The sequence below is a fragment of the Nocardia sp. NPDC059691 genome, assembly GCF_042733915.1.
Lineage (GTDB): Bacteria > Actinomycetota > Actinomycetes > Mycobacteriales > Mycobacteriaceae > Nocardia > Nocardia sichangensis.
This window is the reverse complement of sequence record NZ_JBHWFB010000018.1, coordinates 128,643-140,741: the sequence shown is the minus strand read 5'-3', so window position 1 is coordinate 140,741 and position 12,099 is coordinate 128,643. Positions and strand designations below refer to the sequence as shown.

Below are 12,099 nucleotides of genomic sequence, written 5' to 3'. Positions count from 1 at the left end.
CGAAAATCTACGTCGTGATGTCTCCGCCGAACACGACGAACCCCACGATGAGGCCGATCACCATCCCGACGGCCGCAGCGATCGCTGCCCATTTGCCGAGCGATTCGCCCTTGTTGCGCCCGATGATGCCCAGGATTATCCCGGCCGGGCCGAACAAGATCGGGCAGAACAGCACCGCGGTTATCGCGCAGACGAAGCCGATGATCGAGTACACCTGGCTGGTCGGCTGCTTCGGCGGGGTGGCATAGGGCTCGTACCCCTGCTGCGGATAGGACGGGTAGCCGTACTGCGGCTGCTGCGATCCGGAGGGTGGATAGCCATATCCACCGCCGGGCGGGTACTGCGGCTGCCCGGTCGGCGGATACGGCTGCTGAGGCGGATACGGCTGCTGAAAGTCCCCGGGCTGCCCGCTCGGCGGATAAGGCGGTTGCCCGCCCGACCCGTACTGCGTGTGCTCGTCCGGCGTGAACCGCTGCGTCGTTTCGTCGGGAGGCTGTGGCCCGGAACCCGGCGAGGGAGCCCCCGGCGCGGCGGGTTCGGCGCCCCAGGACTGCTGCTCACCCCCGCCGTTGGCGCCCCAAGGCCGGGGTTCGGCGGGCTGACCGCTGGGCTCGGCCCCCCATTGACCGCCGAGCGGTTCGGCGGGCGGCTGGCCGCCCGACTGCCACCACTGGTCGGCCGAGCCCGGCTCATGCTCCGGTGGTCGCGCGGCGGCCGGATCGTGCTCGGTGGGTCGCTCGCCGGGTGTCTGCGCAGGGGTGGAGCCGGTCGATGGCTGGACAGGCTCGGCACCGGGAGTTTCCCCGGTCGGCTTCGATGACGGTGACTCCGGCGGCCGCTGCTCGTCGTCGGTGTGGTCCGGATCCTTCGGCGTGCTCATCGCACCCTCCTCGTGTCGTCCCGGTCACGCAACCTATGCCTACCACGGTGAGCGCGTCGTCATAGCCGATTGCTACAGGCGCGTCGGGGACGGAGCGGGTTCAGAGATCCTCGTCGTCGACGATCTCGATCGCGGCCACCTCCGCGGACCGGTCGTCCGCCTCGTCCTGGGCGCGCGAGTCGCGGGCTGTCCACTCCTGGTCCAGCTCGTCGCCGATGCCGAGCCTGCCGTCGTCCTCGTCCTCGTGGTAACGGATGCGCAGTTCGTCGGGCGGATCCTCGATGTTGCGCTGATACTCGCGGATCTCGTCCTCTTGGTCGTCGTCCCCCATCTCGGTCTCCAACGGATCACGGTCCATACCCTCAGTATCCCCATTGATCGCCGCGGCTAACGCGGACACGAGAACGGCGGCCCGGACCGTAGTCCGAGCCGCCGTTCTCACGGTACGAGCTCTATGCGTTTCCGTTGAAAAGGCCGGTCACGGAGCCGTTTTCGAAGACCTCGCGGATCGTGCGGGCCAGCAGCGGCGCGATGGACAGCACGGTCAGCTGCGGGAACTTCTTCTCCTCGGACAGCGGCAGGGTGTTGGTCACCACGACCTCCTTGGCGCCGCAGTTGGCGAGGCGCTCGGCGGCGGGCTCGCTCAGTACGCCGTGGGTCGCGGCGATGACCACGTCACCGGCGCCCGCGTCCTTCAGCACCTTGACCGCGCCCGCGATGGTGCCGCCGGTGTCGATCATGTCGTCGATCAGGATGCAGGTGCGGCCCTCGACCTCGCCGACCACGCGGTTGGACTTGACCTGGTTGGGCACCAGCGGGTCGCGGGTCTTGTGGATGAACGCCAGCGGCGAGCCGCCCAGCGAGTCGGCCCACTTCTCGGCGACGCGCACGCGGCCGGAGTCGGGGGAGACGACGGTGATGTGCTCGAGGCTGTAGTTGGTGCGGACGTACTCCGCCAGCTGCACCTGCGCGTGCATGTGGTCGACCGGGCCGTCGAAGAAGCCCTGGATCTGGTCGGTGTGCAGGTCGACGGTGATGATCCGGTTCGCGCCCGCGGTCTTCAGCAGGTCGGCGACCAGACGGGCCGAGATGGGCTCACGGCCGCGGTGCTTCTTGTCCTGGCGGGCGTACGGGTAGAAGGGCAGCACCGCGGTGATCCGCTTGGCCGAGCCGCGCTTGAGCGCGTCGATCATGATGAGCTGCTCCATCAGCCACTGGTTCAGCGGCGCGGGGAAGCTCTGCAGGACGAAGGCGTCGGAGCCGCGCACCGACTCCTCGAACCGGACGAAGATCTCGCCGTTGGCGAAGTCCCGTGCCACCTGCGGCGTGACGTGGACGTCGAGCTCCTTGGCGACCTGCTCGGCCAGCTCAGGATGAGCGCGTCCCGAGAAGAGCATCAGGTTCTTCTGGTTGTCCATCCATGACGCGGTCACTGCTGTTTGCCATCCTTTTGCTCTATTGCCTGACCCGACATCTCCTTGGCCGCGATGGCTTCCGCCGCCGCGCGCGCCGCGTCCGTCCCTGGACGGTGTCGCTGCACCCAGCCCTCGATGTTCTTCTGCGGTCCACCGGACACCGCGAGAGCTCCGGGCGGAACGTTTCTGCGCAGTACAGTACCCGCCGCCGTATAGGCTCCGTCACCCACCGTCACCGGCGCGACGAACATGGTGTCGCTGCCGGTGCGCACGTGCGAGCCGACGACGGTGTGGTGCTTGGTCACGCCGTCGTAGTTGACGAAGACGCTCGACGCACCGATGTTGCTGTGCTCGCCGATGGTGGCGTCGCCGACGTAGGTCAGGTGCGGGACCTTCGAATGCGCGCCGATCGAGGCGTTCTTGGTCTCGACGAACGCGCCGAGCTTGCCCGTGTCGCCCACGATGGTGCCCGGCCGCAGGTAGGCGAACGGGCCGATGGTCGCCTTCGGGCCGATGGTGGCCCCCTCGCCGTGGGTGCGGATCACCTTCGCCCCGTCGCCGACGACCACGTCGGTGAGCGTGCTGTCCGGGCCGACCTCGGCGTCCTCGCCGACGACGGTGTTGCCGAGCAGTTGCACACCGGGCAGGATCACGGCGTCCCTGCTGATGCGCACGCTGGCGTCCACCCAGGTCGAGGCGGGATCCATGATGGTGACGCCCGCGCGCATGTGGCGTTCCAGGATGTAGCGGTTGAGCGTGCGCGCCGCCGAGGCCAGCTGCACGCGGTCGTTGACGCCGGTGACCTTGGCCGCGTCGACCAGGCGTGCGCCGTGCACCGGGTGTCCGGCCTCCCTGGCCAGGCGCAGCACGTCGGTCAGGTACAGCTCGTGCTGGGCGTTGGCGGTGGACAGGCGGCTGATCATGGTGCGCAGCACCGCGGCGTCGAACGCGTACACGCCGGAATTGACCTCGGTGATCGCGGCCTGTTCCGGGGTGGCGTCGGCGTGTTCGACGATCTCGGCGAGCTGGCCTTCGGCGTCGCGGACGATGCGGCCGTAACCATTCGGGTCCGGCGGCACGAAGGTCAGCACGGTGACCGCGGGGCGTTCGGCGTAGCTGCGGTGCTCATCGAGCAGCGCGGCCAGGGTGTGCCCGTCCAGCAGCGGCACGTCGGCGGAGGTGACCAGCACGTCGCCGGTGAAGCCGACCGGCAGGGCGGCAAGCGCGCACTGCACCGCGTGGCCCGTGCCGAGTTGCTCTTCCTGGATCGCCGGGGTGATCTCCCGGCCGAGATCGTCGGCCACCGCGGCCACCGCGGCGCCGACTTGTTCGCGATCGTGCCCCACCACGGTGATGAGGTACGCGGGGTCGATCTCGTTCGCCGCATGCAGCGCGTGCGCGAGCATGCTCCGACCGGCCAGCGAATGCAGGACCTTGGGGGTCTTCGACCGCATTCGTGTCCCGGCACCGGCTGCGAGAACGACGACGGCGGTCTGCTGTGGCATGGATCTCCCTCGGCTGCCTGTCCTCGTGCTGGGCGTCGTCGTGCTTGGTCAGCGATGTGCGGGCCAACGATAAGTCATCGTGCTCTCGAGCTCCGCCGCCAGGACTCGAACCTGAACTCTCTGAACCAAAATCAGATGTGCTGCCATTACACCACGGCGGATTGCCACACCGGCGGTTGGCGAAACCCCCGCCGCTGTGCCATGGCACGGGATGAATCCTCGCATACTCGCCCGCCTCCCCGCGAATTGTTCCCCGCGCGGCATCTGGTATTCGGGCCGGACCAGCGCGGGAGCTCTCCTGTCCTCGGCCGGGCAGCGCCCGGGCGGGCTACCGCTATAGGCCACCGACCACAACGGAGCCCCGCGTCCCCTCGCCCCGGAGAAGCGGACTGCCGACCGGTCTGGGACAGTGGTATCCGAATGTCGATGTCGTGCGTCGGAGCCCCGATGTGACGGCTGACCAGGCACGCACAAGGGCAGATCGCCGGGCTCGCCCGCGGTCCCGTCCTGGCATGCGACCGTCGGCTCGAAGAGAACCGTCGAGGCACTCACGACCGGCAACAACGCGGGAAGGGCGGAGGAGCAGGGGTGTCTTCGGGTGAGTCGCATCGAGTGTCCCGGCCACGGATGACCGGCACCCAGCGGCGCCAGCAGCTGATCGAGATCGGGCGCGCGCTGTTCGCCGAACGCGGTTACGACGCGACCTCCATCGAGGAGATCGCGCAACGCGCCCAGGTCTCCAAACCCGTGGTGTACGAACACTTCGGCGGCAAAGAGGGGTTGTACGCGGTCGTCGTGGACCGGGAGATGTCGATGCTGCTGGACATGATCACCTCCTCGCTCACCCAGAACCGGTCGCGCATCCGGCTCGAACAGGTCGCGCTGGCGCTGCTGACCTATATCGAAGAACGGACCGACGGGTTTCGAATTCTGGTGCGAGATCAGCCCGCCGCCGCGGCCGAGGGCAGGTACTCCAGTTTGCTCAACGAAGCGACGAATCAGGTGGCGCACATTCTGGCCGGAGATTTCGAGCGGCGCGGGTTCGACACCAGTCTGTCCACCCTCTACGCGCAGGCGCTCGTCGGTCAGGTCGCCACCGCCGCCACCTGGTGGTTGGACGAGCGCAAACCCTCGAAAGAGGTTGTGGCGGCCCACCTGGTGAACCTGTGCTGGAACGGGCTGAGCCATCTGGAAGCCGATCCGCAGCTGAGTTCGGAATGGCGCGCGGGCGCCGGTGAGTGACCCGAATTGTTAACCAGCAAATTGCGCGACGGGTCTCGCCGAATGCTCGAATTGGCTGCTGGACGCGCGCCTGGTGGTACGGTTCACCCATCCTTTGGGTGCTGTTCGGGCGGTAAGTCGGTCAACTTCGGGATGTCGGTCTACTTCAGGATGGCTGGTTTTGGGATGACAGGCGGATCTGATGGCTAGGCAAGCGCGCGCGGAGATCACCCGCGACTCCGTCCTGGCAGGCGCTGCCGATGTCTTTCTGCGCTTGGGATATGCGAATGCGAGCCTGAGCGAGATCATCGCGCAGTCCAATGTGACCAAGGGCGCCTTGTATTTTCACTTCGGCTCCAAGGAGGAGCTGGCGCGCGCGGTGGTCGACCAGGGCAACGAGCGGTTGACGAGCTCGTGTCAGGGCTTCTTCGATCCGCGAGTGCCCGCGCTGGAGGCGTGCATCGGCATCACCTACGTCGTCGCCGATCTATCGATGAACGACCCGATGGTCGGCGCCATGCTGAAGCTGACCCACCAGATCGGCGACTACCGCGGCGCTCAAGGCGACAACATCGCCAAGAACTGGGGCGACACCTACCGGCTGCTCGCCGAACGGGCCATCGCCCAGGGTGACCTGATCGCCGACCTGGACGCCGAGGTCATCGGCCTGCTGTGGCAGGAGATGGCCGCGGGCGTGCACATCATCGCCGTCGGCACCGAATCCATCGACCAGATGGCGGTCCGGATGGAGCGCGCCTGGTACTTCCTGCTCCCGGCCATCGTCCCGGCCGAGAAGCTCTCGTACTTCAGGGAATTCGCGGCAAGACGGTTGCGGCGCTACGTGCCGTAACTTTTGGCAGCGCCTGCGGCGCATGCTCGGTCTCGCTTCGCTCGAAAGACGTGGTTACGGTGCGCTGGGTGCGTCGGTATCGAAGCTCGCTGCGCGGCGCACGCGTGTGGTGGCTGGCTGGCTGTCGGCTCGGGCTGCTCGAGGCTCGGTTCATTTCGCTTGAACGACGGCGTTCGGCCGGTGTGGTTGCGCTGGTGCCCGCGTCGGCCAACGTTCGCCCTGTCGAGTCATGGCTCGGGGGCCTGCGGGGGATCGATAATCTCGCGGCATGCATACGCATCGGAGCTTCCACAATCCTCCTGCCCTGCCGCATGAGGTGGTAGTCGCGGTGTTGGAGCGGGCACTCGGAGACCGCGCGTACGAGTCCGAGGCGGCGGATGCTCTGGTTGGCAGCGCCTTGAACGACGACGATCGGGAGTTCGTCGAGCACTGGTGTGTGCAGGTCGGAACGCGGGTTGTGTCCGGCAGCCCGCTGCTCGGGCTGGCCGGGCTGTGCCTGGGACATACCGCTCGGCGATTCGGGCGGCTCAGCGATGAGTCCGTTGCGTCGGCGCGCTCCTTGTCGGCGCGTGCCGAGGCGGATCCGTCGGATGTGGACGGGCGGGCACTCGACGGTTTCGATGACGTCCGGAGTTTCCTGCACCTCTGGTGAAGGGCCCCGCAGTGTGCGTCGGGCGACATTCGCCCTGGCTATGGTAGGTGCTCGTCGGTGGTGTGCTTGTTCCGTCGGATGATGTAGCCGCGAATCGTGCTGACGGCTCCGCCGGGCCCTTCTCGCTGTGGCTCGCTTCTTGCCGGGAGGAGCCGGAGCGTGTTCGGGTGGGCGGCCGTGTCGGCGACGAAATAGATCGCGGATGGGCGCTCTGGTATCGGGCAGGGGCGGCAGTCACCTCGCGGCGGCGCGGGCGCTGCAAAAACAAGATGCCCGCTTAACTAGACTCGGTTGGCCGCTCGAAACGTGTCGCCTGCGCTCAGGAGTTGTCGATGTCCACCCACCGCCCCCCGTTGGCGGGACTGGCCGCCGCGGCCGGTGCCGATTCCTCGCTACGGACCGTCGCGGAGCTGATCGGCACATCGTCGGTCGAGCTGGTCGCGCCGTCGGCGGTGCGGCCGTTCGTCGCGTCGCGTTTGGCCGCCGAGCGGCCGTTGGTGGTGGTCACGGCCACGGGGCGGGAGGCAGACGACCTGAGTGTCGAACTCGTGGAGATGCTCGGTCCCGCGGTCGCGCAGTTCCCGTCCTGGGAGACGCTGCCGCACGAGCGGCTCTCGCCGGGCGCCGACACGGTGGGGCGCAGGCTGGAGGTGCTGCGCCGGATCGCCCACCCCGGCGACCCGCATTTCCCCGCGCCGCTGCGCGTGGTGGTGACCACGGTGCGGTCGCTGATGCAGCCGATGGCGGGTGGGCTCGGCGAGATCGAGCCGATCGTGCTGCGCGTCGGCGCCGAGCTGGACTTCGACGAGTTGCTCACGCGGCTGGTGGAATTCGCTTACACCCGGGTCGACATGGTGGGCAAGCGCGGTGAGTTCGCGGTGCGCGGCGGCATCCTGGACGTCTTCCCGCCCACCGCCGACCATCCGGTGCGGGTGGAATTCTGGGGTGACGAGGTCACCGAACTGCGGCCGTTCTCCGTCGCCGACCAGCGCTCGCTGCCGGACGTCGCGGTGGACGTCGTGGTCGCGCCGCCGTGCCGGGAACTGCTGCTCACCCCCGAGGTGCGCGAGCGGGCGGCCGAGGTCGCCGCCGCCAACGCGGCCGACGCGGCGCTGGTGGAGATGCTGGAGAAACTCGCGCAGGGCATCCCGGTCGAGGGCATGGAAGCGCTGTTGCCGGTGCTGCAACCGGGGCAGTTGTGCCTGCTCACCGAGGTGCTGCCGGAGGGAACCCACGTACTGCTGTGCGATCCGGAGAAGATCCGCACCCGCGCGGCCGACCTGGTACGCACCGGCGAGGAATTCCTGGAGGCATCCTGGACCGCGGCCTCGTTCGGCGGCGCGGCGCCGCTCGGCGGACACGGACTCGACCTGGCCGCCTCCGCCTACCGTCCGCTGCCCGAGATCCAGGCCAGCGCCGAGCGGCAGGGCCTGCCCTGGTGGACGCTGAGCCCGCTCGCTTCCGGTGATTCCTCCGAGGTCGTGCTGCCGGTGCTGCCCGGCCCGGCCGCGCGCGGGTCCGACGAACTGGTGGCGACCATGTTCGCCTCGTTGCGCGCCCACGTGCTCACCGGCGGCAGGGCCGTGGTGGTCGTCGCGGGCCACGGCACGGCGCAGCGCATCCTGGAACGGCTGGCCGACGCGGAGGTCCCCGCCGCGGCGCTGGCGGCGGGCGCGGAGCCGAACGAGGGCGTGGTGGGCGTGCTGTGCGGCTCGCTGCACGACGGCTTGGTCTTCGAGGGCGCCGGACTGGTGGTCGTCGCCGAATCCGACCTCACCGGCAACCGGGTCACCGCGCCGACCGAGGGCAAGCGGATGCCCGCCAAACGGCGCAACCAGGTCGACCCGCTCGCGTTGAGCGCGGGCGACATGGTGGTGCACGACCAGCACGGCATCGGCAAGTTCGTCGAGATGATCGAGCGCACCGTCGGCGGCGCGCGCCGCGAGTATCTGGTGATCGAGTACGCGCCGAGCAAACGCGGCCAGCCCGGTGACCGGCTGTTCGTGCCGATGGAGTCGCTCGACCAGCTCTCCCGCTACGTCGGCGGCGAGATGCCCAGCCTGTCCAAGCTCGGCGGCTCGGACTGGGCCAACACCAAACGCAAGGCGCGCAAAGCGGTTCGTGAGATCGCCGGCGAGCTGGTGCAGCTGTACGCCGCCCGCCAGGCAGCGCCCGGTCACGCGTTCGGACCGGACACGCCGTGGCAGAAGGAGATGGAGGACGCGTTCGCGTTCACCGAGACCGTCGACCAGATGACCGCCATCGCCGAGGTGAAGTCGGACATGGAGAAAGCCGTCCCGATGGACCGCGTGGTCTGCGGCGACGTCGGCTACGGCAAGACCGAGATCGCGGTGCGCGCGGCGTTCAAGGCGGTGCAGGACGGCAAACAGGTCGTCGTGCTGGTGCCGACCACGCTGCTCGCGCAGCAGCACCTGCAGACCTTCACCGAGCGTGTCGCGGGTTTCCCGATCACCGTGAAAGGCCTGTCCCGCTTCACCGATCCGGCCGAGGCCCGCGCGGTGCTGGAGGGAATGGCCGACGGCGGCGTCGACATCGTGGTGGGCACGCACCGGCTGTTGCAGACCGGCGTGCGCTGGAAGGACCTCGGCCTCGTGGTGGTCGACGAGGAACAGCGATTCGGTGTCGAGCACAAAGAGCACATCAAGGCGCTGCGCACGCACGTCGACGTGCTCACCATGTCGGCCACCCCGATTCCGCGCACCCTGGAGATGAGCCTGGCGGGGATTCGCGAGATGTCGACCATCCTCACCCCGCCGGAGGAACGCCACCCGGTGCTCACCTACGTGGGCGCCTACAACGACAAGCAGGTCACCGCCGCGATCCGGCGCGAGTTGCTGCGCGACGGCCAGGTGTTCTACGTGCACAACCGGGTGTCGTCGATCGACAAGGCGGCCAAGCGGATTCGCGATCTGGTGCCCGAAGCGCGAGTGGCGGTCGCGCACGGCCAGATGAACGAGGACGCGCTGGAGTCCACCGTGCAGGGCTTCTGGCAGCGCGAATACGACGTGCTGGTGTGCACCACGATCATCGAGACCGGTCTGGACATCTCCAACGCCAACACCCTGATCGTGGAACGCGCCGACGCGCTGGGCCTTTCGCAGTTGCATCAGCTGCGCGGCCGGGTCGGGCGCAGCCGGGAACGCGGCTACGCCTACTTCCTCTACCCGCCGGAGAAGCCGCTCACCGAGACGGCCTACGACCGACTGGCCACCATCTCGCAGAACTCCGATCTCGGCGCGGGCATGGCGGTCGCGATGAAGGACCTGGAGATCCGTGGCGCGGGCAACGTGCTCGGCGCCGAGCAGTCCGGCCACGTCGCAGGCGTGGGCTTCGATCTCTACGTGCGGCTGGTCGGGGAGGCCGTCGAGGCGTATCGCGCCGCCGCGGACGGCAAGCCGATCACCACCGAGGAGGTCAAGGAGGTGCGCATCGACCTGCCCGTCGACGCGCACATCCCGCCGGACTACATCGCCAGTGACCGGCTGCGCCTGGAGGCATACCGCAAACTCGCCGCCGCGCAGGATGATTCGGCGCTCGCGCAGGTCGTGGAGGAACTCGTCGACCGGTACGGCCCGTTGCCGGTGGAAGTCGGGCGTCTGGTGTCGGTGGCCAAACTGCGCCTGCTCGCCCGCGAGTACGAGGTCACCGAGATCGCGGTCACCGGGACGACCTTGAAGATCTCGCCGCTGCACCTGCCCGATTCCAAGCAGATGCGCCTCAAGCGGCTCTACCCGAGCGCGGGGTACCGCGCCGCGTCCGGGGTGGTGCAGCTTCCGCTGCCGCGCGTGCAGGACAGTGTCGGGGCCGAGCGCGTCCGCGATGTCGTGCTGCTGCAATTCGCCGCCGATCTGTTGCTGGCGTTGGACGGGAAGGCGCAGGGAGCGGTCGACCTCACCGTAGCCGCCGAGATGGCGCCGCGATGAGCTCGACACGCGACGAGTCCGTTCTGCGGGCCGCCCGCCATCGCGCGGTTCACGGCGTGGAGCGCGACGGGGAGGTGACACCGCGCACGGACACCGCGGTGGTCGCGGCGGGGCTGGCCGGGGCGGTCGAGGTCATGGACCGCCTCTGGCATTTCGGTGGGTGGGAGGTCACCCAGACCCACGACTCGCTGCGCCCCTATCTGCTCGAGGAGACCTACGAACTGCTCGACGCCATCCAGCACGAGGATGCCGAGACGATCAAGGAAGAACTCGGCGACCTGCTGCTGCAAGTGCTCTTCCACTCCCGGATCGCCGAAGCCGCAGGCGAATTCACCGTCGACGACGTCGCCGCCGCGCTGGTCGCCAAACTGGTCAACCGCAGCCCGCACCTGGTGGATTCCGCGATCGATCCCGACGCCTCGGTGGCCGAGAAGATCGCCGCCCAGGAACGCGCGTGGGAAGAACGCAAATCCGCCGAGAAGTCCCGCCGCTCCTGCCTGGACGGCATAGCCATGGCCCAGCCCGCGTTGGCCCTCGCCGAGAAGATCGTCTCCCGCGGCACCAAAGCGGGCCTGCCACCGGCCCTTGTTCCGGAAGCCCTGCGCGTCGTGCACCTCGGTGGCCCGGAAAGCGCCGAAGAACGCCTCCGCAAAGCGACGCTCACCTTCGCCGCCGCCATCCGCGCGGCGGAGGATAGCGCGGAAAAGGAACGCGGCGAACGTCTTCCGCTCACCGCCGAGGATTGGCACGCCTTCTGGCCGGAGGGAACCGGGTAGGGATCCCGCGCGGCCGTCCGATTCAGGGAGACTGAAAGAATGCGGTACCCCGAACTGAACGCACGACCGCGATGGCAGTCGACCGGGAACGGCAGATTCCCCGTCGCTGCCCACGTCGACGGCCACTGGTGGGTCCTGCGCATCAACGGCTTCCCCGACCACCCGCTGTGGACCCTGTTCATCGACGGCGCGCCTCGTTTCGACATCGATGACACCCCGCCCGATTGGGGCCGGCCGAGCATCCGATCCGCACCACCCCTCGACCCCGAAACCGCCGAACGGATTCTGCGCCCCATCCAGCACTTCGTCGCCTACGGCAGCGAAGTAGGCGACCCTTGCGACGACCCGTTCTGCTGCGGTTGATCGAGCCGATTGCTGAACCAGCACACCGCAGGCCCGACCATACAGCATCCTGTGATGGGATCTCACCGAATCTACTCCGAAGCCGCAGACGCGATGCCACGCTGAGTCTGTTTGCTTCCCTTGGTAATCCCCACGGCAGGAGTGTGAGACATGACCGATGAGGGCGGCTCGACCCTCACCAAGCGCCAACTCGGCAGGTACCTGCGTGACGGGCGCAGTGAACTCGGTGCGACGCTGGAGGAAGTCGCTGCCATGATGCAGTGGAGTAAGAGCAAACTCTCGCGCATCGAGAAGGGCGAGAGCGGCGGTGTCCTGCGTGAGCTGGATATCCGGGAGCTGTCGCGCATCTACGGGTTCGATGACGACAAGACAACGGCGGTGGTCGGCTTGGCTCGGCAGACGGATGCGAAGTGCTGGTGGCACACCTTCGACGATGTGATCCGAAAAAGCTTCAACATGTACGTCGGCTCGAATTCGCCGCGACGTCATTGAC

11 protein-coding genes and 1 tRNA gene are annotated in these 12,099 nt (G+C 68.2%); 7 read left to right on the top strand and 5 right to left on the bottom strand.

The genetic code is table 11. From position 1 onward, the window contains the following. Positions 1 to 7 precede the first annotated feature (7 nt). The 5 genes from ACFV2O_RS32420 to ACFV2O_RS32400 form a co-directional block, all read right to left on the bottom strand. Positions 8 to 880, bottom strand: coding sequence for a hypothetical protein (locus ACFV2O_RS32420; RefSeq protein ID WP_379255381.1), 873 nt, complete (start codon positions 878 to 880; stop codon positions 8 to 10). 100 nt (positions 881 to 980) lie between these two features. After that, entirely contained in the window at positions 981 to 1,238 is a 258-nt protein-coding gene (locus ACFV2O_RS32415; RefSeq protein WP_379255380.1) for a hypothetical protein, read from the bottom strand. 94 nt (positions 1,239 to 1,332) lie between these two features. Next, positions 1,333 to 2,298, bottom strand: a complete 966-nt coding sequence (locus tag ACFV2O_RS32410) for a ribose-phosphate diphosphokinase (RefSeq protein WP_379255422.1) — start codon at positions 2,296 to 2,298, stop codon at positions 1,333 to 1,335. 11 nt (positions 2,299 to 2,309) lie between these two features. Beyond that, on the bottom strand, positions 2,310 to 3,800 hold the full coding sequence (glmU, locus tag ACFV2O_RS32405; protein ID WP_355074505.1) for a bifunctional UDP-N-acetylglucosamine diphosphorylase/glucosamine-1-phosphate N-acetyltransferase GlmU: 1,491 nt from the start codon (positions 3,798 to 3,800) through the stop codon (positions 2,310 to 2,312). Positions 3,801 to 3,890: 90 nt separating this feature from the next. Then, positions 3,891 to 3,961 (bottom strand) — tRNA-Gln (locus ACFV2O_RS32400). A 466-nt stretch (positions 3,962 to 4,427) separates the two neighbouring features. Between ACFV2O_RS32400 and ACFV2O_RS32395 the strand changes: the two genes are divergently transcribed. The 7 genes from ACFV2O_RS32395 (at position 4,428) to ACFV2O_RS32365 (ending at position 12,098) form a co-directional block, all read left to right on the top strand. Then, complete coding sequence (locus ACFV2O_RS32395; RefSeq protein WP_043731867.1) at positions 4,428 to 5,042, top strand: TetR/AcrR family transcriptional regulator; 615 nt, start codon at positions 4,428 to 4,430, stop codon at positions 5,040 to 5,042. Positions 5,043 to 5,223: 181 nt separating this feature from the next. Then, positions 5,224 to 5,871: a TetR/AcrR family transcriptional regulator gene (locus ACFV2O_RS32390; RefSeq protein WP_159843027.1), complete on the top strand. Its 648-nt coding sequence runs from the start codon at positions 5,224 to 5,226 to the stop codon at positions 5,869 to 5,871. A gap of 268 nt (positions 5,872 to 6,139) precedes the next feature. After that, the gene (locus ACFV2O_RS32385) at positions 6,140 to 6,523 is read left to right on the top strand and encodes a hypothetical protein (RefSeq protein ID WP_379255379.1); all 384 of its coding nucleotides are present in this window, start codon (positions 6,140 to 6,142) and stop codon (positions 6,521 to 6,523) included. Between the two features lie 332 nt (positions 6,524 to 6,855). Next, positions 6,856 to 10,467 carry a transcription-repair coupling factor gene (gene mfd / locus ACFV2O_RS32380; RefSeq protein WP_356966838.1) on the top strand — a complete coding sequence of 1,204 codons (3,612 nt, stop codon included), beginning with the start codon at positions 6,856 to 6,858 and terminating at the stop codon, positions 10,465 to 10,467. A gap of 134 nt (positions 10,468 to 10,601) precedes the next feature. Continuing rightward, positions 10,602 to 11,243 carry a MazG family protein gene (locus ACFV2O_RS32375; protein WP_379255420.1) on the top strand — a complete coding sequence of 214 codons (642 nt, stop codon included), beginning with the start codon at positions 10,602 to 10,604 and terminating at the stop codon, positions 11,241 to 11,243. Positions 11,244 to 11,282: 39 nt separating this feature from the next. Further along, positions 11,283 to 11,606 carry a hypothetical protein gene (locus ACFV2O_RS32370; RefSeq protein WP_379255377.1) on the top strand — a complete coding sequence of 108 codons (324 nt, stop codon included), beginning with the start codon at positions 11,283 to 11,285 and terminating at the stop codon, positions 11,604 to 11,606. A gap of 150 nt (positions 11,607 to 11,756) precedes the next feature. After that, positions 11,757 to 12,098 carry a helix-turn-helix domain-containing protein gene (locus ACFV2O_RS32365; protein WP_379255376.1) on the top strand — a complete coding sequence of 114 codons (342 nt, stop codon included), beginning with the start codon at positions 11,757 to 11,759 and terminating at the stop codon, positions 12,096 to 12,098. The last annotated feature ends 1 nt before the right edge of the window (position 12,099 follow it).